This window comes from Aureispira sp. CCB-E (assembly GCF_031326345.1).
Taxonomy (GTDB): domain Bacteria; phylum Bacteroidota; class Bacteroidia; order Chitinophagales; family Saprospiraceae; genus Aureispira.
This window is the reverse complement of sequence record NZ_CP133671.1, coordinates 4,429,199-4,454,898: the sequence shown is the minus strand read 5'-3', so window position 1 is coordinate 4,454,898 and position 25,700 is coordinate 4,429,199. Positions and strand designations below refer to the sequence as shown.

General features: G+C 37.6%; 15 protein-coding genes. 8 read left to right on the top strand and 7 right to left on the bottom strand.

Features of this window, described 5'->3' with window-relative positions; translation table 11 throughout:
- Positions 1–3 precede the first annotated feature (3 nt).
- The 3 genes from QP953_RS17325 to QP953_RS17315 form a co-directional block, all read right to left on the bottom strand.
- Positions 4–1,857 (bottom strand): tail fiber domain-containing protein, encoded by a 1,854-nt coding sequence (locus QP953_RS17325; RefSeq protein WP_309552074.1) that lies wholly within the window; start codon positions 1,855–1,857, stop codon positions 4–6.
- Between the two features lie 364 nt (positions 1,858–2,221).
- The gene (locus tag QP953_RS17320) at positions 2,222–5,494 is read right to left on the bottom strand and encodes a CUB domain-containing protein (RefSeq protein WP_309552072.1); all 3,273 of its coding nucleotides are present in this window, start codon (positions 5,492–5,494) and stop codon (positions 2,222–2,224) included.
- Between the two features lie 181 nt (positions 5,495–5,675).
- Positions 5,676–6,095 carry a hypothetical protein gene (locus tag QP953_RS17315; protein ID WP_309552071.1) on the bottom strand — a complete coding sequence of 140 codons (420 nt, stop codon included), beginning with the start codon at positions 6,093–6,095 and terminating at the stop codon, positions 5,676–5,678.
- Positions 6,096–7,038: 943 nt separating this feature from the next.
- Between QP953_RS17315 and QP953_RS17310 the strand changes: the two genes are divergently transcribed.
- From QP953_RS17310 to QP953_RS17295, 4 genes are all read left to right on the top strand, one after another.
- Positions 7,039–7,590, top strand: a complete 552-nt coding sequence (locus QP953_RS17310) for a hypothetical protein (RefSeq protein ID WP_309552069.1) — start codon at positions 7,039–7,041, stop codon at positions 7,588–7,590.
- An 80-nt stretch (positions 7,591–7,670) separates the two neighbouring features.
- Positions 7,671–9,071, top strand: a complete 1,401-nt coding sequence (locus tag QP953_RS17305; protein ID WP_309552067.1) for a hypothetical protein — start codon at positions 7,671–7,673, stop codon at positions 9,069–9,071.
- Positions 9,072–9,096: 25 nt separating this feature from the next.
- A complete protein-coding gene (locus QP953_RS17300; RefSeq protein ID WP_309552066.1) occupies positions 9,097–10,944 on the top strand; it encodes a T9SS type A sorting domain-containing protein in 1,848 nt (615 codons plus the stop codon).
- Positions 10,945–11,236: 292 nt separating this feature from the next.
- On the top strand, positions 11,237–11,746 hold the full coding sequence (locus tag QP953_RS17295) for a hypothetical protein (RefSeq protein ID WP_052597151.1): 510 nt from the start codon (positions 11,237–11,239) through the stop codon (positions 11,744–11,746).
- An 81-nt stretch (positions 11,747–11,827) separates the two neighbouring features.
- Here QP953_RS17295 and QP953_RS17290 read toward each other — a convergent pair whose 3' ends face one another.
- A complete protein-coding gene (locus QP953_RS17290; protein WP_052597149.1) occupies positions 11,828–12,619 on the bottom strand; it encodes a DUF481 domain-containing protein in 792 nt (263 codons plus the stop codon).
- A gap of 45 nt (positions 12,620–12,664) precedes the next feature.
- On the bottom strand, positions 12,665–14,164 hold the full coding sequence (locus QP953_RS17285) for a CDC27 family protein (protein WP_309552064.1): 1,500 nt from the start codon (positions 14,162–14,164) through the stop codon (positions 12,665–12,667).
- A gap of 228 nt (positions 14,165–14,392) precedes the next feature.
- On the opposite strand from QP953_RS17285, the gene QP953_RS17280 reads away from it, so the two are divergent.
- The 4 genes from QP953_RS17280 (at position 14,393) to QP953_RS17265 (ending at position 23,854) form a co-directional block, all read left to right on the top strand.
- Positions 14,393–15,235 (top strand): choice-of-anchor V domain-containing protein, encoded by an 843-nt coding sequence (locus tag QP953_RS17280; protein WP_052597145.1) that lies wholly within the window; start codon positions 14,393–14,395, stop codon positions 15,233–15,235.
- A gap of 176 nt (positions 15,236–15,411) precedes the next feature.
- A complete protein-coding gene (locus QP953_RS17275) occupies positions 15,412–16,776 on the top strand; it encodes a hypothetical protein (protein WP_052600389.1) in 1,365 nt (454 codons plus the stop codon).
- A 440-nt stretch (positions 16,777–17,216) separates the two neighbouring features.
- Positions 17,217–22,784, top strand: a complete 5,568-nt coding sequence (locus QP953_RS17270; RefSeq protein WP_309552062.1) for a choice-of-anchor V domain-containing protein — start codon at positions 17,217–17,219, stop codon at positions 22,782–22,784.
- A gap of 227 nt (positions 22,785–23,011) precedes the next feature.
- Positions 23,012–23,854 (top strand): S1-like domain-containing RNA-binding protein, encoded by an 843-nt coding sequence (locus QP953_RS17265; protein WP_309552060.1) that lies wholly within the window; start codon positions 23,012–23,014, stop codon positions 23,852–23,854.
- A gap of 27 nt (positions 23,855–23,881) precedes the next feature.
- On the opposite strand, the gene QP953_RS17260 is transcribed toward QP953_RS17265, so the two are convergent.
- Both QP953_RS17260 and QP953_RS17255 read right to left on the bottom strand, forming a co-directional pair.
- Positions 23,882–24,874: a DUF4249 family protein gene (locus QP953_RS17260; RefSeq protein WP_309552058.1), complete on the bottom strand. Its 993-nt coding sequence runs from the start codon at positions 24,872–24,874 to the stop codon at positions 23,882–23,884.
- Between the two features lie 25 nt (positions 24,875–24,899).
- Complete coding sequence (locus QP953_RS17255) at positions 24,900–25,700, bottom strand: Rossmann-like and DUF2520 domain-containing protein (protein WP_052597139.1); 801 nt, start codon at positions 25,698–25,700, stop codon at positions 24,900–24,902.

The following is a 25,700-nucleotide window of genomic DNA, read 5'->3' as shown; positions in this document are numbered from 1 at the left end:
TAATTATTTTTTTAATGCCTCGACAGCATTTATAAGTTGATTGATTTGTTTTTGTTGTTGCTCAATAAGAGCTTGTTGCTCTTGATTGCTTTTGATAAGCAAGGGAATAAGCTCTGTATAGTTAATCCCTTTGTAGCCTTCTAGATCAGTATAAACTAAGTTAGGCAATACTTCCTCTAGTTCTTGAGCGATAATTCCATAGTGTAATTTATTATCAAATTGCCCATCACCAAATTTTTCTGTTCTAAAATTATAAGCGACTGGACGAATGTGATTCAATAAATCTGTACTATTGGTTAAATTTTGAATTTCCTTTTTATAACGTTGGTCAGAACTAGTAATGGTACCTGAAGCTAAAATATTTCCGATAACATGTAAACGTTGAGCGGGCGTAGTTGTTTTAATTCCTACGTTTCCATTTCCTTGAATGCGCATGGCTTCTGTAAAAACACCTCCTGTTTCACCACCAAAGGTAAATTTATCGCCTGCACTTCCCACATCAAAGTCGTCAGAAGCTACAAAACGCATTTCCGCAGCGTTCGAGTTGCCACGGTGGCGTATGTATCCTGGTTCTGTTGAGCTATTGGTAAAATAAATAGTACTAACATCCGCTACCTTGTTTATTTCTAAGACACCATTGACCGTTAATTTGCTTGTAGCATTGGTTGTTCCAACACCAACATTACCTGTATTGTTACCTGTGGCAATATATGTGTTTCCACCAACTGTATAGTGATTGATGTAAGTGTCAAATCCTGTGCGTGCTTCGAGGTGCAGGTTGCCATTTGTGCTACCAATGGTTGCCTCTGGAACAGTAGTGAGAGGGGCATCAATCCCTATTCTAGTTTGTTGCCCCCAAGTGTTGTTAGGTCCTTGAAGGATTGTTCCGTTTACATCTAGTTTGGCACTAGGAGCAATGGTTCCGATACCTACATTACCATTGTTTTGAACTCTAAAAAGCTGGCTAGTGGCACTGCCATTATTGGTTCGAACCCAGAATGCAGGATTATTAGTAGCTGTAGCCTCTGTTGTCTCAATAAGTTGACCATAAGGAGTGCCTGAATTTAAGGATATACCGTAACCTGTCCCTAAGTTAGCACCAATGGTAAGTTTATTGTTGGGAGTACTTTCTCCGATGCCTACATTTCCATTGGGTTGTAATATCATTACTTCTCTGCTAGTTGTGAGTCCTGACTCGTTGTATAAGAAGCGCAGGTCATCTTGAGGGTTGTCTCCCCAAGCAATAATAGCATCATCTTGATCTGCTCCTTCATCTTTGACTCCCACAAAAATACCATCTGTGTCGTTTCCAATGATTACTCCGTAATCCATCCAAGCTCGATAAGTGCCAGCAGGTGAGTTTCCGATTTGTAATTTGGTTAAAGGGGTTGTTGCTGCAATTCCTACGTTCCCCTCAGTATAAATATTATTATTGATGCTGTTGGCCGGAGAAGTAGTACCCACTTCATACCAATCATGATCAACTAATCCAGATAAATTGACAGGGCTAGCATCGTTGGTTAGGGAGAGGGTATTGGTTGCAGAGTTGTAGGTTAAATCTTGATTGTCTGTGTTGTCAAGGCTTCTCCACAGGCTTCCATCCCAGTAATAGTAACCAGGGCTAACATCTGCTACCGTAGCAGTATTGTAAACAAGTAATGCTGTTACGTTGCCATTGGTAATCGTTGTAGCATCGGTACTACTTGTTAGTGCAACTCTTGGAGCTAAGAGTCCTCTAGAAGTAGAACTTACATCGAGCATGGCAGAAGGGTTGGGGACTGTCCCTATGCCAACACCTTGCGAATAGCTAAGGTTGATGCAAGCCGTTAATAGAATTGCGGTTGAAATTTTTTTCATAGCTTTTTTTAATCTTTTATTTTGAAATGATATTTGGGTGAAAGAATGTATTAAACATTTGTTGTTTCAATTAGTAGTTTGTTGATTATTAACCTAATAAAGGTTGCTGTGTGCTTTCAACGAACTATAGAGAGAAGCATTAGTAATGCTAATCAAACAAGAGATTTGGAGTTGAACAAACGAACCTTGAACTACTCTGTGATTGTTTAATAGGAGGGGGATTGTTTTAATGTGCTAGGCAAATCGTATAAGGACTGTGTAAAATACAGTATTTTTATAAAATGTGTAAGTTATTTTAAAATAAAAAACTCATACCCTTTAGAGGTATGAGTTCTGTGAAATTGTAAGCTTATAAATTGAGGTGTTAGTAAGTCGATTTAATGGCTTTTACGGTATGAACATTGGCACTGTTTAAATGGTGTACCCGAATCATGTAACTCCCTGTGGGATAGCTGTTCAAGTGGATGGGGACAGTGTTGAGCCCCATCGTTGCCGTAAATGATTTTGTTGAGAGCGTTCTGCCATAAACATCAATAACTTGTATTTCTAAAAATTCTTTGGAGGATGCCTCATATTGGTAATGAATAACATCTTGAGTAGGGTTGGGATAGAAAAGGTACCCCAATCCATCTTCTGGAATAATTAGTTGTATGGTAGTGGAATAACTTATAGCTCCATCAGTGTCAATTAATTCTAAACGATAATAGTTAATCCCTTTGTATGGTGTTTTATCATCAAAAGTATAATGGTGCGTATTAGTAGAGTTGCCTTGTGCTGCGACAGCTCCTATTGTTTCAAATGAAATGCCATCTTTGCTTCGTTGAATATTGAAGTAATCAGAATTGATTTCAGATGCTGTAGCCCAACTCAAAAAGTTAGTTTTAGTATTGGTTTCTCCTTTGAAGTAAAGCCATTCAGAGGGCAAAGATTGGTCAGGAGTGAGTATTAAGGCTGCTGTTCCTCCTGAAAAACTTGTGATGCCTGAAAGTTCGACATAATTAATACTATTGCTAGTAATTCCAGTTGTATGAGGCAAATGGGTGCCATCATAATCAGGAGCGCTGTAATTAGAACCCGTGTTTTTAAACCAAAACAAACCATTGGGAGTGGAATATTTATAAGTATAGCCACAAGCGGCATAAGTAGCAGCCCATGTTGCGGCAGCTGTCTCAATGGCAATCCGTTCAGTTGGTTCGTAATAAAAACGGACTTGATAAGGAGGAATTAATGTTCCTCCACCAAAATCTACATTCCAACTACGTTCCATCTCAAAACGCTCTTCTCCTGGAGTATTGCCAGTTAATGCGCAAGCAGAAGGACTAAAAGGTCCTTGACTTTGTTGGTGCCAAGTTCCGTTGTCTCGGATGGTAATTTCTGGATAGCCTGCTGGAGCCCCACTTAAATCACCGTGGATGGACAATAAAATTTCATTACCGTTATAAAAGTGATGCCAACCCGTATTATCCGTACAATAATTACTTGTTGTTGCACCATCTAAGCCATAAATATAGTCTTTTATGTCAACAAGAACCATATCGTCTGCCGTTGTATTGCATCCTCCTTCCCGACGTACATAGTAGCTGGTTGTGTTGGTAGGAGTAACGGTTAGTGAGTTGCCACTTCCAAGAGAAGTGCCAGTTCCATTAGGACCTGTATACCATTCGATTGTTGAACCTGAGCTAGCTTGCCCACCACTGGCTGTTAAGGTTACGGAAGTATTGGGGCAGAGCGTTCCTCCAACAGGTGCTAATACAGGAGGGGTAGAAGCAGGCGTGACGGTTGCACAAAGTACATCACTGTAAGTACATCCAAAATTATCGGTTACTTCATAGGTATAACAAGCGTTGCCTGGTGCTGTTGGAGTAATGCTTGCAGTATTGCTAGTCAATGGACTTAAGCTAGGACTGGGAGTCCATGTTTCTGAAACAATAGTTGGTGTAAAGGAACCTGTTGGAAATAAGGTGGCGGCTAGATCCAAATCCCAGTTAAAAATGTATCCATCATCTTGTGCCAAATTATCGGTTACTTCAATAGTCCAGTTTCCATTGGCTGGGCAACCTATAAGATTGGCAAAAGACTGTGTCGGTTGATAGTTCCCTGCCACAATAGAGGCACTAGCAGGACTGCCCACATTGGTAGTAGCACCATTGACTAGTAAGGTTGTTGCAGTTGGAGTAAAACAATAGTTATAACCCGTTCCTGGACCAGAAGTTAAATCGTCAATAGCTTCTCCTAAATAAGTCCCTGCTCCTCCATCTGCATACGATTTTAGTACGGCAGATTGGCCATTTGGGCAAATAATTCTTACCTCAAGATCTCCCAAATAAGAATGTTCCATATTTAAACAAACATCCACAATATCTGTAGCGGATGTAATAGTTTGACCTGGGGCATAGCAATTGACAGGGATAGAGGTAGTATACGAAACACCAGAGCCATCTGGTAGGAATGTTGTTCCACTAACAGGAGGAGTACAATTGGTGATGTGTGCGGTTGGAATTGCTGTTCCTGTTACAACAGAACTATTTCCTTGACAAAAAATACCAGGAGCAGCTACAGTAGCAAGAGTAGGAGTAGTTGAAACTTGAACAACTTGATTAAATACATTATTATTGATACAACCTGCATTATCTGTAATGAGTAGATTAACAGAGTAGCTACCCGATGTTGTATAAGTATGATTGATGCTGGTACCCATTATTGTTGTGCCATCACCCATGTCCCAAGCATAAGTAGCACCTGCATTATTATTAGAAAAGGTACCACTGCCTACAAAATTCACAGATTGACCTTGACAAAGTCGGATAATTCCATCTGCATCAGCGGTAGGACTCGTGCTATTGAGATTCGCTGTAATAGTTTGGCAATTAGAAAAACAACTTATTGCAGCAATCCATCCAGAACGTGTTACGCTACCATCTGTTGTAAATCTAAAGGTCAAGCAGCCACTTGTATTGCTTGGAGTTGCTTGAGTCAAGCCAGGCCCCAATGTTCCCGTATATGTCCCCAAGGATGGGGCACTTGTATTAGGACCATCAAAGATTTCTAGAAAATCATAATTGTTCTCAATATTAAAGCTTGTAAAGTTTGCTTCTACTTTATTGCCAGTAATAGAGGGGCAAATCGTATAGACATAGTTTTCATTATTACCATAATTACCTCCTGAACCACCGCTATCATAGAATGTTCCAGTACAAGTTGTTGTGCTACTATTGGACATAAGGATTGAATTTCCAGAAATACATGAAATTGTAGCAGTCCACCCAGAACGGGTTACACTGCCATCCGTGGTGAAACGAATTGTTAAACAGCCACTTGTACTAGTTATGGTTCCTGGATTATTGGTATTGGTAAAGGTTCCTAGAGAAGGGGCAGTAGTAGAATTACCGTCATAAATGTAGAGGAAGTCGTAATTGTTTTCTAAGTCGAATGAGCTAAAGTTGATTTCTATCTGATTGCCAGATGTTGCACAAAATGTATGTGTCAAGTTCTGATTGTTGGTGTAGTTACCCGTGTTGCCATTGTCGTAAAAGGTTCCTGAACAGGTAGTTGTCGTCCCATTACTCATGTTGTAGGTTTGAGCATAGGTAGCAAACGAAATGACATTTGCTATGATGAAGTAAATATACTTATCCATGATATTGTCTTTTTAACATTACTCCGTTGAAAAATCGTATTAGTTTGATTATCAGTAAGATGTACTTTTATTAGCCTTTGCACTAAAAGACTGATAATCAAACTAATGCAAGATGCTTTTTTACGTTTTTCGTAGGAAAACTAAAAAATCAACGGAGTATTATTTTTAAAATAGGGGAATTTTATTGAGGTTTGATGATAAGGATATAGTCGCTATCGTCAATTCTATAGATTTGAGTTTGCTTTGAAAAGAAGTTTAAATCGTACCGTAAAGGATTGAAAGTGTTGGGGTTGAAGTTTCTGTCTAAGATGAGCTCACCATGCTTGTTCATTAACGGAACTTGTGAAAGTTTTGTGTATTTCTCATCTGAACGAAAAGGAAGGATTTTGTATTCAATTCTGTGGTTTAGTAGGCGATGAAAATGCCGAAGCAAGTCTTGCTTGTTGTCAAAAAAATGAGAACCATACACTTCTTCAATTTTTTGATTGTTTGCATATACGCTATTGTTCGCTACTGCATTGTTGGCAGTTTGAGAGAAGGATGAGGTTGTTCCATGTAGGAACCAAAAAACTACGAATAGTTTTGGTAAAAAATTTTTCATGTTGACTTTGTTAATAAGTTAAAAAAAGTTCAGAGACAATTTTTAATGGGAAACCTTAGATAACAAATAGCCTAATTTGATAAATGAGGGGCCTTTTGTGTATTAAATCTCTTGCATTTAGAGAGTTTAGGGATCAATTTATTTGGGGTGAAAGCAATATGAAATAATATTACATAAAAGTGTTATTTGGTGAAATATTATTATTGGGGGTATTGCTACTTGTAAAGAAAAGGCTTTTTTTTTGTTTAAGAGACTTTTTGCTATAAAAAAAAGTTTTTTTTGGGTTAAAAATGTCTTGTAGTATTTTGTAAATCAGTTTTGTGCATATTTTTTTTTGTCTTTTTTAATTTTTTTAAATAAAAATTATTAAAAATTAATCATAGAGTTGTTTGTACAATTCAAATGTTTGTTGCGTTGTTAGGATGTGCTAAAGTGTGTAGAGCATAAAGTGTTATTTTATAAAAAAGTGAAAACTCGGTATGTAATTGTTTTATAGTGCTTTTATGTCGGGTAAAATGTTTTTGTGAATTTATTCTGCAAAAAAAAAGCTGAAATCAGATACTAGAAAACTTTTTTTCGATAAAAAACTTCTTAGATATGCGTATTTTTTGAAAACACTTTTTGTTAAAACTATGTTTTGATTTTTGATTTTTATTTGATTATATATTTGGCTTGACTGTTGTTTTGTAGGATATTAATTTATATTTACTTGTTAATTAATTGTAACTTATTAGACTAGAATATGATATTTGTACGTTTCTAAGAAGACTTTTTAATTCTTCAAAAAAGTATAGGAGTTTATGACTAATTCTAAATAAGATTCAAAACTAAAATGATATTTTGTATGGCGTTATAGTCTTATTGCCAACAAAAAGTTGGTTGAGTATGAAAGGACACCACTCTATATGTATTAATTATTTTTATTCAACTTAAAATTGTAAAAATGAAAAAATTGACCCCGAAAGCATTTTTCTCTTTGGTAGTGATACTCTGTATGTCTAGTTGGACAGCGACGGCTCAAAATCAAGAGAAGAAAGCAATCATTAAGGAATGGCTTATTGCGAATAAAGGCAATGTTACTTTGCTCTCAACAAAAGAGTACCAACAAATGTCACCTTCTGTAAAAGCAATTATGGATGCTAATAAACAGACTTTGATCTATGATCAAGAGGTCACTCAGAAGGACTTGGAAGCCTTTGAAGCAAAAAATGTAGAAGGTAGTTATGTTTCTTTTAAGACTATTTGTGAAAATGCAACAGCAAAGAAGCTTGAAATAGTAAATGCTGAAAAAAAACAAGAAGAGCGTAAATATAAATTAACCAAATGGCTAGATTCTAATCGAGACAGAAATATAAAAATTATTTCTAGACAAGATTACGAAAGTCGTCCAGAGGCAGAGCGTACTTATATTGATAATCTAGAAGATAAGATTATTTATGAAGGGACTGCATTGACACTGGAGGATGTAAAAGCCTTTGAAAAAAAGAAACGATAACTGTGTTCTTTTGAATTTGTATGTAAATCTAGTTTGCTATTAAGCAAATAATTAATTAAGAATGATAGAATTCCAATATTATGAATTATAAAAAATTTACACTCTTTTTGTTGGCCTTTGGCTTCATGTTCCAAAATACATTTGGACAAGCAGATGACCCCTGTAGTGCTTCTGCCTTAGCTGTAAATACTTCTTGTTCCTTTGGCTCTTTTACTACAGCAGGAGCAACTGCAACCGCCAGTGCGCCTGCGCCTGGATGCGCCAACTATGTTGGATCAGATGTGTGGTTTACGGTGACTGTACCAGGATCTGGACATTTGATTTTTGATACCAATACGGGCGTTATTACAGACGGGGGAATGGCAATCTACACTGGCACATGTGCTTCCTTGACCTTGGTAGAATGTGACGATGATGACAGTGCGAATGGGTTGATGCCAATGATTGACAATTCGACATTGACACCAGGAGCAACGGTTTGGGTTAGAGTATGGGAGTATGGAGGTGATAACAATGGAACATTTGATATTTGTGTGGTAGATGGTAACCCAGCAGCTAGTGGACCAAGTAATGATGAGCCTTGTACGGCAACAGCATTAACTGTAGGTGCTGCTTGTAACTTTTCAACGTTTACTAATGCAGGGGCAGGAAATTCAAGCTTAACAGCAGGAACAACGGTTCCAACTTGTGCCAATTACAACGGTGCGGATGTGTGGTTTACAGTAACTGTGCCTGCTTCAGGACATTTGATTTTTGATACCAATACGGGCGTTATTACAGATGGGGGAATGGCAATTTATAGAGGAACTTGTGGCGCTTTAACAGAGCTAGATTGTGACGATGATGATAGTGCCAATGGAGCCATGGCAATGATTGATCAAAATACTTTGGTGCCAGGAGAAACTATTTGGATTAGAGTATGGGAGTACGGCGGAGATAACAATGGAACATTTGATATTTGCGTACACGATGGAGGTGGTTCTGGATCAGGTCCATGTGCAGGAGGTGCGGGAGGAAATAGCTGTGCGCAAGCTCAACCAATTTGTACCGATAACACGTATTGTTATACTGCGGGTATTGGTTCAACAGCAGCAGGCGGAAATGATTATGGTTGTTTGTTGACACAACCTAATCCATCTTGGTATTATTTTGAAATATCGACAGCAGGGAATTTAATATTTGATTTGTCTGCTGTTTCGGATATTGATTTTGCTATTTGGGGACCTTACGCTAATGTTGCCGCTGCTAATGCAGCTTGTGGAACTTTACCAGCTCCTGTCGATTGTAGTTACAGCACGTCACCAACAGAGCAAGTTAGCTTGACAGGAGTTGCTGTAGGTGAAATTTATGTATTGGTGGTAACAAATTACGCCAATGTGGTACAGGACATCACTTTAACAGCAGCAGGAGGAAACACTGCGGCGACAAATTGTGGTATTGTAAATCCAACCCCTTGTGCTGCAGATGCAGGAAATTGGTAATGTTCAAACTTGAAAAAAAACAATTATGACTAGCTATATAACAAAGCATTGTCAACTGTTTAGCATAGGAACATTATTCCTTTTGTGTGGACTTTTTAGTCAACCTGCTACAGCACAATGTGACTTTATTAATAATATAACAGGAATCGTACAAGGAACTCCACCTACAGGCAATGCAGCAAATCCACTGTTGTATACGCATGTATATGTCCTAGTAGATAATCAAGGAAATATTTTTGCTACGAGCCCAACACCTGACTTTTTGGCTGTTCCAGCTGGATTTTATAATTTATATGCTGTTAATTATGATAATAATGAATCAGCAGCAGTCGCCCCTTTGTTAGTGGTGGGGCAGCCTTGGTTTAATGTAGAGGTTTATGGTAATGATGATGTGAATAATTGTTTGGATTATTCATTACCTTATGGCTCGGGCTGTCCAATTGTGGTGTGTGAGGAGATGACAATTTGTGAGATAGATACGTTGAATACTTTGGCCTTGAATTATAATACCACAGGGCATACTCAAACCTATTGCTTGGTTTGTAATGATCTTGTTGTTGCTATGGAAACAAATGGAATTTTTCCATTACAAGATTATTCAGCAGCAGTGGCAGGAGCCAATTGCCAGTTGTTTGGTTTGAATTTTAATACTAATGATGGCAATCCTTTGAGTGTGGGCGCAACATGGACGACAACCACCGATGCAGAGTGTTCTAATGCTTGTATTGATTTTGTAGGAATGAATTTGAATATTACACCAATTACGCAACCATCAGGAAATGGGATTAGTACGACTGTAGATTGGTGGAATACATCGGGATGTATAGGTGCTCAAAGTGCTACAAATGGAGGCGGTACTTTCTCAGAGATTGTTAATAATATCTGTGTGCCAAGTTATAATCCTGGACCAATTAATGCTCGCCCTAATGCTATTGGGGATGATTTGCAACAGTATGCAGCGGCTAGAAGTGTTTATGGTAGATTTCCTTGTTCTGGAGGGATGGACTTAACTCAACAGCCTATTTTTTACACCGTAGAATGTGCTCCCACAGGACCATCTATATTAAATGTTTTGGTGTCAGGAGCTGGTGCAGGCATAACAGGAGTACAAGCTGCTCTGTATGGACCAGTAAATGCTGCTTGCCCAACGTTTACTGGTGGTAGTTTTGTTGATTGTAATGATGTGGGAACCAATGCAACATCTGGCTTGCCTCTAGGGGATTTGACTTTAACAACAACAGGAAACCCTGGTGAAGTTTACTTGGTTATCGTAGATACAGAAGGAGCCGATTTGTTTACAATTAGCTCTTCTATTATTTTATTAAACACCAAATTAGTTTCTTTTAGTGGAGTGAAGAATGATGTAGATAATCTTTTGACATGGGAGGTTCAAGACGAAAAGCAAGTAGACCGATATGTTTTGGAGCGTTCTACTAATGGGATAGATTTTGCTGTCTTATCAGAAACAGTAGCATTAAATAATGGAAATTCTTTAACTAATTATAGTTATACCGATGTGCTTCCTGGTATAGGTTCTAGATACTATCGTTTAAAATCATTGACTCAAGATGGAAGCTTTGAATATTCTAATACCGTTGTCTTGTCTCGTGGAGATGATAATTTGGGAGGCGTTGCAATTTATCCTAACCCAACAAAAGGAACCTTTTTTGTAGAGTTTGATGCTGATGCAGAAGCAGAACTGACTTATGAAATTCAAGACATTGTTGGACAGACGATAAAAGAAGGTACTCTAAGAACAGTTTTAGGATTGAATAAGATTGAACTAGATTTGGAAGATATCCCAACTGCTACTTATGTTGTTGCATTGACGATGAACGATCAACGTATTCAACGAAAGTTGATTAAGCAATGATACTTGAAGGAGCTGAAAATATATCTATGATTGTTTTCCGTTTATTTGCTTGACAATAATTTAATCAATCAATAAATAAAAGTACTTCTATTTTTAGAGGTGCTTTTTTGTTTTTATATTTAGAGGTAGCCAGTTATCAACAGAGTATTAAGTCATGAAATGTTTGCCTAATTTATGTGTTTAATCGAGATCAAATTGACAGTAGGTTGGTTGCTTGGCATTGATTTGTAAGACTTTAGTAGATGTTTGTAAAAGGTATTAGAGTAAAATTATTCAATTTAAAAAATGATTTATGAAAACATTGATGAATTCTTTAGCAGGTTTTGCTATGATGATTATGGGAGCATTAACAGTTGTTTCTTGTGATCCTTGTTCAGGGGTAGTTTGTAATAATGGTACTTGTAGTAATGGTACTTGTATTTGTGAGGATGGTTATGAAAGAAACAATTCTAGTTGTGTTGCTGTTAACAAGTTGTATGTAGGAACAGGTTCAGTTAGTGCCACAGTAGTAACCGTAGATGCTGCTGGAAATTCAAATACAACTAATAATGTTGGGTATACTTTGACAGCTTCGTCAACGAATCCGTATGAGTTTACTCTAGTGAGTTTTAATGGATTGGTCAAAAATGATATTACATTTATGATAAGTAGCTCTAATTATGAAGTTATTTCGTCAGGAACTATTGTAACAGGAGCTGGAAACAGTTATACTTATAGCGGTGCCAAGGTAGGTAGCCAAATTCAGTTGACTATAATAGATAGTGCAGATCAAAAAACATATACTTTATCTTATGTAGCGTAAGGTATTGGTAGATTGTTGTACTATTTTGAAAAAACACGAATCTGCTTTTCAGATTCGTGTTTTTTCAAAATTAACAATGCTTTAAAAGCTAAACGTTAACTTATTGATAAAAGAAAAATAAAGATGATCAATAGGAACGGGAGGAAGGGCGTCATAAAATAGGTTATAAATAATGGCAAAGTGAATGTTTTTAGTAAACTTAAAAGTCATTTTTCCATTGAGCGAAATTCTAGGATAACGAATGAAACTATCGGGGCGGGCTTGAAAATAAGCGGTCACTTGAAAATAAGCAAGTTCCTTTATTTTTTGGGTGAATGAAAGGTAGCAATTGAGCTTTATAAAGTGATTTTCTATAGGTGTTTCGTCTGCAATGGTAATGGATGAGGGGATGGCACTATAATTCCAACGTTCAAATTCATACATTGCTCCTAAGCCGAGGTGCAAATGTCCTTGATCATATTCTGTTAGGATAAAACGTAAGTTTCCACCACCCAATACGCGAGTTTCCATACCTCGAATGCCATCTAGTTGATATTGACCAAAAAACTCTGGATGCACCCAGTTGTCTTTTAAAATTCTAACTCGTCCATGAGCAAAACCTCCATTCAAGATATTGGTACTTCCACTTCTAAATAGCTTAAAATTGCCAATTAATACAAAAAGGCTTCTTTTGTAATAATAGGATAAGTCTAATTTGCTATCGAATGAAAAAATTAAATCTATTTGTTTTTGTATGGTAAATCCAACATCGAATAGGGCTTTAAAGGTAGTGGTGGAATCTAGTTTGGCACCAAAACGATCTGCATTTAGGATTTGTGCAGAGAGGGTTCCACTGAGTAACGTTATTAAAATAAAGGTGCTAAAAATTTTCATATTGTCAGTTTTGCTGCAAAACTACAATTTTCATTAAATATTAGTTTACTTTTCTTCTTCTGCTTTAAAAAAGTGTGCTAATAGTTTTTTAGCATTTTCTTTGTATTCGCTCTGCGCATGGATGGCTTTTAGTCGTTTAAAAGCATCATTTTTATTTCCTTTGGTCAAGCTAAGCAATGCGGTAAAATAATTCAAGTGAAAAGAGTCAATATCATCTTTTAGAAAACTAGGATAAGAATCAACTAAATTGTAGGCTTTCTCAAAGTCTCCTTGTTGGATGTATATGGCAGCTTTTGCACAAACGTTTTTTTTATTTAGTGGGTTTATATTTCTTGCTTGGTCAAAAATATTACAAGCTTTTTCTAATTGATTTTGATAAACATACAAGCATCCCAATGTATATAAATCCAAGGAATTGGGGACAATAGAGATGGTTTTTCTTAAAAATAATATGGCATTATCATAATCTAATTGTAGGCAATAACTTAAAGCTAATAAGCGCAACAAATCTGTATTTTGTGCTAAAATAGAACCACTATTTTTGAATACTTGAACGGCATCATTGGTTTTACCTTGTAAAATTTTAATGACACATAGGGTTGGGTAAACAAACGCAGGGATCTTAATGCTACTTTGTAACTGTTTTTGAACACTTCTTTCAATTTTGCGCAATAACTTGGCATCAGAAGGAGTGAGAGTAATAGCAATGTTTTCTTTGCCAATTTTTTTGTTGGGTACTTTTAATATAGTTCTATGAAAAATTGCAAATATATTGGCTGCATCTAAGCCCACTTCGGCTGATGTAATCCTTTGGTTGGCAATTGCTTTTTTGAAAAATTTATCTTCAATGGAAATGGCATTAATTTTTTTTAATGGCGGCTTGGGGCAAGAAGCTAGCTTTTTGACTTGAAGGATAACATTATTGAACTCCACTATCATGGCTGCAAAATAGATTTCTGAATGCTTAGGAGCTAGTAAGTAGGCTTCTTCTAGAACAAATCTAGCTTTTTGTATTGCTCCGTGATTAGATAGCTGCAAGGCATATTGAGTCAATGCACGAATGTCTTTGGAGTGCTTGGCGACATATTGATTTAAAAGAGTTACGGCTTCTTGAAAGTTTTGCTCTTCTTCTAGCACATGGACAAGGTTGCGTACAATTTCAAAGCTATCAGGAAACTGCTTGTACTGTTGCAAACATTGTTGATAGGCGTAGGTTAGGTATGTCTTATACTTAGAGGTATCACGAACGGATTGGTAGTTGCGAGCAATGCTGATGGCTAGTTGGTGATCAGTAGGAGATTTTTCAAAGGCTTTTAGAAGTTCTGTAATGGCTTGCTTTTCTTCTTTTACAAATTCATCCTCCCAATATCTCCTGTTAGTAGGGCAAGAAAAAGTATAGTTGGGTGTCGTTATAGGAAGTGTCGCACATTGTTTAAATAAGAGGCTATCTTCTAGTGTAATGATAACCTGTCCACAAACGGAAGTGGTGCCGCTCCCAAAAATGCTAATGAACAGCGTCCAGAGCGCAAAATGACATCGAGGCATAATGTTTATTTTGAATAAAGCTATCATATTAGGTCGTGCAATGTATCAAACTTACGAAAGTTGCAGAGAATATTATACTATAAGCTAAGGCATATTGAGAATAAATACCTTTCAAACTGCCATTTTTTGCAATAGAATTGCAATTTTTTGTAATTTTTGTTAACAAGTATAGACTACCTTTGTTTAACTAAAAATGGTTAACAAACAAAAATAATCTAAATTAAAATTATGAAAACACAATTACTAGGAGTTCTATTTTTCGGGGTTGCTTGTTTATTTATTCTTCAAAGTGCATCAGGAGGACGTGCAGCTATAGGTGGTCAAGATAGAACAGGAGCACCAGGGGCATTAGGCACTAATTGTACTGCTTGTCATGCCAACAACGGGGCTTTTTCTAATCCCCAAATTAATATCACTGTAAGCGATGCTTCAGGAACAGCTGTAACAAGTTACGTACCAGGAGATACCTATACAATAAGCTTTAATGTAACTAGTGGAGGAACACCTAGTGGGTATGGTATGCAAGCTGTAATTTTAGATGCTGCAAATGCTAATGCAGGAGATTTCTTGACAACAACAACATCGAATACACAACTATCGTCTATTAGTAATGGTAGAGAGTTTGTAGAGCATCAAGGAAGAAGCGGAACAGGTGTTTTTACTGCAACTTGGGAAGCGCCTGCGACAGGAACAGGAGCCGTTACAGTGTATGGAATTGGAATGGCTGTAAATGGTTCAGGTACCGCAGGTGACAATACTTCTCCAACAGAACAAGTAGTATTATCAGAAAGTACTGTTAGTCCTGTCAATGATTTGAATAGAGAAGAGGCTAGTTTTGATATTTTTCCTATTCCTAATGATGGTTCTTTTGTGTTTACCAATAAAGGGGAGTCTGGACCGATTACAATTCAAGTGTATAATATGGAAGGACGTTCTGTTTACTCAGAAAATGTAATCCTAAATCATGGTGTTTCTCATTCTATTTATTGCAAAAACTTAGTGTCAGGAATCTATGTTGTTGAGATGCAAGGAGTGAAAACTCGCCAAACACAACAAATGATTGTACAATAAGCATTGTTTATTGACTCAATAGTCTGTTGAAACCACAACGAAATAAAAATAATTACGTTTAACTATATCATCAAGTCTTAACATGAGTCATCCCGAATTTTTCGGCGATGACTTTTTTTTTGGAAAAAAGATAGGAATCTACTAGATTTAATTACCACAAAAAATTAGAGATTCCTATGTATTATAATAAACTACAAGATACAGAAAATATCAATAAAGAGAATGGAGCAGGATGGACAATTTTACATCGCTCACATCAATACTTGTCTAAATTACTCTTAAAACTAGATGAAGATTTAGATAAACGTTTGGTGCGTACATTTTATAATGTATTTATAGCAGTTTTAATGTCAAGAAATCGTTCAGATGCCTTGCTATTGACCGAGTTAGGCGCCTTAGTTCTTGGTCCTAAAAAAGCTAAAGCAGGAGTAAAACGTGTGAGTAATTTATTTCGCAGTAAGAAATGGGATTACCAAATAATAGATCAACATTTAGAAGAAGAGTTTGTTGCTAGATTGGAAGATAAGCAAGAATTAGGAAAAAGTTGGTTGATGCTCTGGGATGATAGTGTACTAGAAAAGCCCGAAAGTTGGTTTAGTGAAGGGCTAAGCCCAGTACACAGTAAGAAGAGTCAACGGTTAACACGAATAAAACCAGGTTATTATGATAAGCATAAACGTATTTGTGTTCCTGGATTTGAGTGGTCGGGTGCAGTTTTAACCTCCTTGCATGCGAAGGAAGTTCCTCAAATATCTAAAATGCGTTGGTTTGCCACAAGAGGTAAACATAAAGAGGAAAGTTCGGAGATATTTTATCGGATGTTTAATGCTCTAAATAAACGTGTAGCATCTACACAAGCGGATGTGCTTCATGTCTTTGATAGAGGTTATGCCAATGGTGTTTTTGTAGAACGTATGCTCAACTTTAAAGCAAAGTTTCTAGTTCGTTGGAAAAAGCTTAATAATTTGATTGATGAAAATGGAGTGAAGAAAAATACCTATCGTCTTTCTCTGGGACAAAAAGCTAAGGATCATCGCCTAATATGGGATAATATTCGGAAAGAAACGAGAAGCGTCAAAATACTCTACCGAAAAGTAGCTCATCCATGGTTTCCCCAAACAGATTTATACCTCGTTATTGTTCGTGATAAACGCAAAGGCACTTCTCCTATGTACTTGCTAACCAATGAAGTAATTGACACTTGTGGCAAAGCATGGGAAATGTTCTATTCTTATATGAAACGATGGGATATTGAACAGGTTTTTAGATATGGAAAATCAGAGTTGGGTATGGAGTCTCCTAGGCTTTGGTTCTTTGAAAATCGTCTTAAAATGTTGATGTTAGTTACTTTGGTAATGGATTTTTTGTTTCGGATGTTGAGGAACTTTAGAGCAACTATGACTACTATCATTAATATTTGGTGTCCTAGAACAGGAAATCGGCACCGAAAGACTTCGATGCCGATTTACAGACTTAGAAAAGCCATCCATTTTATCTTAACATTTTTATTTTGTCAATGTGCTTTAGAAAATTCGGGATGACTCATGTTTTTTATGTTTTTTTATAAAAAACTAAAAAATCAATGTAGTATTAAGAATTATTATGTATTTTAAAAAAGAGACATTGAGAGAGTCAATTGTCCAGTCTTAATATTCTTAAAAGAACACAGAGAGAATTCTGAAAGTAGCCACGCAAAGGAGTCCTACGATTATAAAGGGGCAAATAGCTCATACCATAATGAGCACACTACTTCATTTATAAAACAAATATAGAGAAGTAATAAGGCTGTTAAGTATTACATAAAAAGACGAAAGCATAAATATCCTCTATTTATAAAAACAATTTAGAAGCAAATAGGTTACATTATACTACATACCTCCATATCCTTATAGCTGCATTTCTATATTGTTACCAATATCAAGGGACATTCTACCCTTTAGCAACGTTCTTAAAAAAGATTTTTTCACTTAACACTAACTATATGAAACTAAGATTTATTTACATTTTAGCATTCTCCATCTTTGCCACCTATGTCCTACAAAGCAAACGATTGGGGTTAGCGGCTCAATTTGGTATAGACCGAACGGGAAGCCCAATAGCAAATGGAACCAATTGTGGTTCTTGTCATAGTGGAGCCTTGAATAACGTAACGCTTACTGTCAGGGTTAAAGATAGTGGAGGAAGTGTTGTCACTTCATATATTCCAGGAGATACATATACTGTAGAGTTTGATATAGCAAGTAATTTTGGTTTTTCAAGAGGTTTTCAAGCTGTTGCCTTGACAAGTTCCAATGCTCAAGCAGGAACCTTTTCGAATCCCCAAACCAATACGCAAATATCTACAATTGGCTCTAGACAGTATGTAGAACACAGTAGCCCAGCTTTGACAGCAAATAACTTTGTGTTTATTGCCTCTTGGACAGCACCTGCCATTGGGACAGGGAATGTTACTATCTACTCAGATGGGATTGTTGGAAATGGTAATAATGCAACCTCTGGAGACGATCCAGCAGGACCTGTTTCTGTAGTTCTGACAGAACAAGCGGCAGCAAGTATTGATTATAGCCAAGCTTCTTATTGCCAGGGCTCTGCTGATCCGACGCCAGTAATTACAGGAACGTCAGGAGGAAGTTTTTCGGCTTCACCTGTTGGACTTAGTTTGAATACAACAAGTGGGCAAATAGATTTGAGTGCATCAACACCCAATACTTATACCGTAACATATACCTATGCAACAGGAACCGCAACGGATGTTGTTACCGTTGTAGCGACAGATGATGCTTCGTTTACATATAGCAAATCTTCTTATTGTGTTAATGAATCGGATCCGACACCAACTATTACGGGGTTGGCGGGAGGAAGTTTTCAGGCTTCTCCAGCAGGTTTAGTGATTAATGGTTCGACTGGTGAAATTGATGTATCGGCTTCAGCTATTGGCTCTTATTCGGTAGGGTATATCACGAATGGACCATGTCCAACTGTTGGAACATTTGCAATATCAATTACTAGTATTGATGATGCTACTTTTTCGTATGCCAACAGTAGTTATTGCCAAAATCAAAACGATCCTACACCAACTGCTGTTACTTCAGGGGGAAGTTATAGTAGTACACTTGGCTTAGCGATTAATAGCAATACAGGGCAGATAGATTTAAGTGCCTCAACAGCGGGAACTTATACCGTTACCTATACCACAACAGGTTCTTGTTCTAATAATTCTACACAGGCTATTACTATCAATGCGGCAGACAATGCAGGGTTTAGTTATTCTTCGTCTTCGTATTGTCAAAATGGAAGTGACCCGACACCAGCAATTACAGGCTTAAGTGGTGGTTCTTTTAGTAGTACGTCAGGCTTGTCCATCAACAGCAATACAGGGCAGATAGATTTGAGTGCCTCAACTGTAGGGACTTATACTGTGACTTATACGACCTCTGGGACTTGCCCGAATAGTACTACTCAAGCAGTAACAGTAAATGCTTTGGACAATGCAGGGTTTAGTTATTCTTCGTCTTCGTATTGTCAAAACGGGAGTGACCCGACGCCAACGATTACAGGTTTAGGCGGCGGTTCTTTTAGTAGCACGTCAGGTTTATCCATTAATAGCAATACAGGGCAGATAGATTTGAGTGCCTCAACGGCAGGAACTTATACCGTGACCTATACCACATCTGGAATCTGTCCGAATACTGCCACCCAATCAGTAGTTGTTAACGCTACGGATAATGCAGGATTTAATTATTCCTCGCCTTCGTATTGCCAAAACGCCAACGACCCGACACCAACGATTACAGGTTTAGGTGGAGGTTCTTTTAGCAGTACGTCAGGTTTGTCTATTAATAGTAATACTGGTCAAATAGATTTAAGTGCGTCAACCGCAGGAACCTATGTTGTGACATATGCGACATCGGGAACTTGTCCGAATAGCACCACGCAGACGGTTGTTATTAATGCCTTAGATAACCCCACATTTGCATATAGTTCGTCTGCTTATTGTAAAAATAACAATGATCCAACCCCAACAATTGCAGGAGCAGGAGGTGGCACATTTAGTAGCACAACAGGCTTGTCGATTAACAGCAGTACAGGACAAATCGACTTGAGTGCATCAACCGCAGGAACTTATACTATAATGTATACAACCGCAGGACCTTGTCCTACTAGTTCGACAGATTTAATTACAATTAATAATGTTGATAATGCTAATTTTTCATATAGCAATACTGCTTATTGTCAAAATGCTAACGATCCGACGCCAACGATTACAGGCTCAGGTGGTGGTACATTTAGTAGCACATCAGGTTTGTCTATTAACAACAATACAGGACAAATTGATTTGAGTGCATCCGTAGCAGGAACCTATACTGTAATTTACACGACTTCAGGTCCTTGTCCGAATAGTTCGAATGTAGCTGTTACGATTACTGCTTTAGATAATGCAGGGTTTAACTATAGTTCTTCTTCTTATTGTCAGAATGGAAGTGATCCGACCCCAACGATAACAGGGTTAACAGGAGGAACATTTAGTAGTGCATCTGGTTTGGCAATCAATATTAATACAGGAACTATAGACGTCTCTGCTTCAACGGCGGGAACGTATACAATTTTTTATAGCACACAAGGTACCTGCCCTAACAATTCAACGCAAACAGTTACAATAACTCCAACGGATAATTCATCATTTAGCTATTCTTCGGTTTCTTATTGTCAAAATGGAAGTGACCCTAGTCCTAGTATTGCAGGAACAACAGGAGGTACCTTTACAAGCACCGCAGGTTTGGCTATTAACGCTACTAGCGGGCAAATAGATGTTTCAGCATCTAATACAGGAACCTATAACGTGACCTACACCACCAACGGATCATGTCCATCGACTACGACCGTAACTGTGACGATTACAGCTGCAGATAATGCTTCGTTTACTTATGGTGGCAATACTTTTTGTCAGAATGGAACCGATCCCACGCCAACAGGAAGTTTGGCAGGAGGTGTTTGGTCGGCAACAGCAGGTCTGGTAATCAATTCAGGAACTGGTACGATAGATTTGAGTGCCTCAACGGCAGGAACTTATAATGTAACCTATACGACGAATGGACCTTGTCCAAATTCTAATAGTGCGACTATAACGATTACGGCAACAGACAATGCTTCGTTCTCATACAATGCGACAAGTGCTTGTCAAAATGGGACAGACCTTACGGCAACAGTAACAGGTTTGGCAGGAGGTGCCTTTACAAGTACTACAGGCTTATCCATTAATGGAAATACAGGGCAGATAGATGTAAGTGCTTCGACAGTAGGAACCTATGTGGTGACTTATACTACGAATGGATCATGCCCCAATACAGCAACAGCAACGATTACAATTGATGCAGCTGATGACGCATCATTTACTTATGGTGGAGCAACTTTTTGTCAGAACGCAGTAGACCCAACACCTACGGTAAACTTGGCTGGGGGAACGTTTTCAAGTACCACAGGCTTATCCATTAATGGAAATACAGGGCAAATAGATGTTTCAGCCTCAACAGCGGGCTCTTATGTTGTCACTTATACCACCAATGGCACCTGCCCAAGTTCAAGTACACAAAATATTACAATAACGACAACAGGAAACTCTTCTTTTAATTATTCTAGTACTAGTTATTGTTTGAATGGAAACAATCCTACGCCAACTATTACAGGAAATCCTGGAGGAAGCTTTAGCAGCACATCAGGTTTGGCTATAGATGGAACAACAGGTACGATTGATTTAGCAAACACCACAGCAGGTACGTATACTGTTACCTATAGTGTAACAGGAAGTTGTCCGAGTTCAAGTACAGCAAGTGTAACGATTCTAACAATCGATGATGCTTCTTTCTCTTACAGTGCAGCTAGTGCTTGTCAAAATGGAACTGATCTAGTAGCGACAGTGACAGGACTAGCAGGAGGAACATTTACAAGTACAACAGGGTTAGCTATAAACAGCAACAGCGGTTTGATTGATGTTTCTGCTTCAACAGCAGGTAGCTATACTGTGACCTATACTACTAACGGAACTTGCCCCAATACCTCGACAAGTTCAGTAGTAATTATGGCGACTGATAATGCTTCATTTACTTATGGTGGTAATACTTTTTGCCAAAATGGAATCGATCCTACTCCAACAGGAGGTTTGTCGGGAGGCGTATGGTCCGCAGGAGGAGGATTAGTGATCAATTCTAGTACAGGAACCATAGATGTTTCTAGTGCAACAGCAGGAACCTATAATGTGACGTATACAACAAATGGACCCTGTCCAAATTCAAATACAATATTCATCACAATTACTGATGCAGATGATGCTTCTTTTTCTTATAATGCAGTTAGTGCTTGTCAGAATGGAAGTAATTTGGTAGCAACAATAACTGGTTTGTCAGGTGGTACTTTTACGAGCACGACAGGGCTTTCTATTGATGGAACAACAGGCGAAATTGATGTAGCTGCCTCGACAGCAGGAACCTACAATGTGACGTATACAACAAATGGTCCCTGCCCCAATTCTGCCTTAGTGAGCATTACTATTGAGGCTACAGACGATGCTTCGTTTACGTATGGCGGAGCGACATTCTGCCAAAATGCGGCAGACCCAATTCCTACAGTTAATTTGTCAGGAGGTACTTTTACCGTACTTCCAGCAGGCTTAATGGTTAATTCAGCGACAGGAGAAATTGACGTTTCTGCTTCTGCTGTGGGGACTTATGATTTAACTTACACAACAAATGGCCCCTGTCCAAGTTCTAGTACCTTATCAGTGACAATTACAGCGACAGGTGATGCTTCATTTAATTATAGTACTGCGAATTATTGTCAAAATGCGACCAATCCAATTCCAACAATTACAGGAAATCCAGGAGGAACCTTTACTAGTACTACTGGTTTGATCTTAAATGGAACAACGGGAGAAATTGATTTGGCGGCATCTACAGTAGGAACTTACACCGTTACTTATGCTGTAACAGGAAGTTGTCCAAGCTCAAGTAGCAATGCGGTTACGATTTTGGCAGCTGATGTCGCTACATTTGGTTATACAGATACAACCATTTGTTTGAATATCGGGGTTAACCCAATCATTAGCGTAACAGGTGTTAGTGCAGGAACCTATACAGCCAGTTCTAGTGGTTTGGTCTTTGCAAATACAACGACAGGAGAAATTGATTTGGCGGCATCGGTAGCAGGTAACTATGTGGTGACTTATACTAGCAATGGAAATTGCCCCGCAATAGAAACGGTTAATGTAGATCTTTCGATTTGTGGAGGAACGCAAACTTTAGTTCTTGAAGATGCTTATGCGCTATTTCCTAACCCTAACATAGGACGTTTTACAATTGAAAACAAAGGAACATCTGGCGATGTGATCCTGAGAGTTCGAGATGTGTATGGAAAGGTGATTTATATGCAAGAAGCTTACTGGGATAAGAAGGAACAATACACGATCGATGTACCCAATATTGTCGGGGGAATGTACTGGGTGGAAATACAAAAAGGAATGTCTTCGAAGGTACTTAAAATGATTGTTGCGGAGTAATTTAATTGCTCAATGGTAAAATAGAATAGAGCTTCCTAGTTAAGGAAGCTCTTTTTTTGTAGCTTTGTGCCAAAATAGCCTAGGTTCTTTTACTACCGAATGTTTATAAGATAAAATTGGGTAAGGGAATTAAAAGCAGGAAATTGAAAAATAAAAAACGTATTTGTATTAGCTGATTAAGTGCTTGTTGGGTGCAGTGCTAGCAAAACGATTAATTTAAAATAAAAATGATTGAATTAGGAAAATATAACCTATTAGAGGTGGCTAGAAGTACCCCTCATGGTTTATACTTAGAGGATAAAGAGGGGAATGATGTGCTATTGCCAGGTAAGTTCATTCCAGAAGGAACAGCTGTTGGAGATTATTTAGAAGTCTATATTTATAGAGACAACGAAGAACGGTTGGTGGCAACTACTGAAGAACCTAAAATAACATTGTATGAGTTTGCGAGCTTAAAGGTGTCCGATGTAAGCGAACATGGTGCTTTTGTAGATTATGGCGTTGGAAAAGACTTATTTATTCCATTTAGAGAACAAAAAGTAGCTATGGAAGTAGATAAGTACTATTTAGTGTATATGTATTTAGATGGGCAAACGGATCGATTGGCAGGGTCTACTAAAATTGAACAATTTTTGGATCTAGTGGATGTAGAAGAAGATGTAGTAGAAGTAGGTGATGAGGTGCTTGTTACTGTTTGGGGAAGGTCAGAATTGGGAACTAATGTTATTGTTAATAATCGTTACAAAGGATTAATTTATGCCAATGAGTTGTTTGAGAACTTGAAAGTAGGCATGACAAGAGCGGCTTATATTCATAGAGTTCGCGAAGATGGAAAATTGGACATACGTTTAGAAAAAGATGGTTATGCCAAAGTGGAAGATAACGCGCAAAAGATTTTAAATCTCTTAAAAAAACGAGATGGTTACCTCTTGTTGACAGACAAAAGCAGCCCAGAGTTAATTAAAAAACAGTTGGGAATGAGCAAAAAGACCTTTAAAAAATCAATTGGGGCGTTGTACAAACAAAAACGAATCTCGTTAGAAGATAGAGGCATTCGGTTGTTAGAGTAATTGATAAAGGGGTTTTCCTTTGTTTGTTTATTGATAAATCAAGACAGCTTCTTGTACAATCTCTGTTCCTAGAATCCCCAAACCTCCTTGAACGTTTCCTCTAACAGGGACAGGTTGAGCAAATATGTCGGTTCCAGAGCTATTAATTCTATATTTCTCTACATCTTGATAATAGTCGTACAAATCTTCGCTAACATGGTGGACATGAATTAAAAGTTCACTACTAAAAGGATTGCCATAATCTACCCATTGGTCAAATGTATGGGTAAGAACTCCTATTCTAGTAAAAATACTATCCGTACGTTGACGGTCTCGAAGCTTATTATCATCAATAAAAATATAAAAGAATTTACCATTAGCAGGACCAATTTCTTCATTGTCGTTCTCAGATGCAATAGAGTATAATTCACTTTTGGCTAATTCTGGAAATCCCCAAGCCCAGTCGATATTTCTATAAGTTGCTTCTATAATAAATAGATTTTCTTGTTGAGGATTAGGATCTTCCCAAGCCAAATCTATAGCAAAAGTTTGGTCGGTACCTGTGATTACACGTCTCGGGTTTCGCTTTTTAGCATAAATGGGAGCGAATGAAGTTGGTAGCGTTGCTTGTGCAGAGATGATTTTACTATTTTTAATAGCTGGTTCACTAACATACAATTCATATGTTTGGCTCGGCAAGGGGCGCAAACCCTCGATAGATTCAAAAACTAAAAAGCTGCTGTTGATACCCGAATAAACCTTTTGAATAAATTCTAAGGTGTCTATAATAGCTCCATTATCATCCTTTATGACCACAACAGCATCAATAGCCTGTGTGAGTCGGTCCTCAATTTCGTTTAGAGGTGCGGTGATAGCCGTGGAGTAGCTAATGAATACTCTAAAGACACTATCAGGGTTGAGAATTGAATTGGCATAAAGTTGTCCAGGAGGCGTTTGCGCTTTTAGGTTGATTTCTTTTTCACAGGAGTAACTTAGAAAAGCTAAAAAAACTAAACTGCTGAATAATAGAACCTTTCTCATAATATTAATGGTTGAATTTGTTTGCCTATTTGTCTACCAATGCTCGTTGTTTAATTTGGTTAATAATTCTGGAGCTTATCAATTCATAGAGTGCTTGGTGGTCAGGATATTTTTTTAAGAACTCAATGTGTTTGGCGATTGTGTCTAAATCTCCTCGAACAGCTGGACCCGTTTGCACATCTTGTGGACTAGATAAATCAATCTTTCGAACGGTTTCGTAAATTAATGGTTTTAGAATGTCGAAGGGAACATTTTGATCAGCGCAAATATCGTGCGCAATTCCATAAAGATAATTGCTGAAATTATTAACAATAACTGCTGTAACGTGTAAAATAGCTCGCTGCTCATCATTAATCAAGTAGACATTGGGGCAAATACTTTCAGCTAATTGGAACAATTGTTTTTCTGTAGAAGAATTATTGCCGTAAATGCAGAAAGGAAGTTTTTCAAAATCTACCTTCTTAGTTGTTGAGAAGGTCTGAAGGGGATAAAAAATACCGTAATTGGCAAAATGCTTGGTAAAAACATCGCTAGCAACAGAACCAGAGGTATGGGCAATTAGTTTGTTGTACTTTCCTAAAAAAGAAATTTCCTCAGTTATAATTTTTATGCTATCATCTTTTATAGCTAATATATAGATATCTGCTTCTAAAGAAATGTCTTTTAAGTTGCTGATTCCTTTAGCTTTAACAAGTTTTGCTAAGTGAGATGCTTTTGCTGGAGTACGACTAAATACTTGGCAAATACAATGCCCATATTTATATAAACGTTGTGCCAAATGGAAACCAACATTTCCAGCACCAATAACTGTGATTTTAAGTGCCAT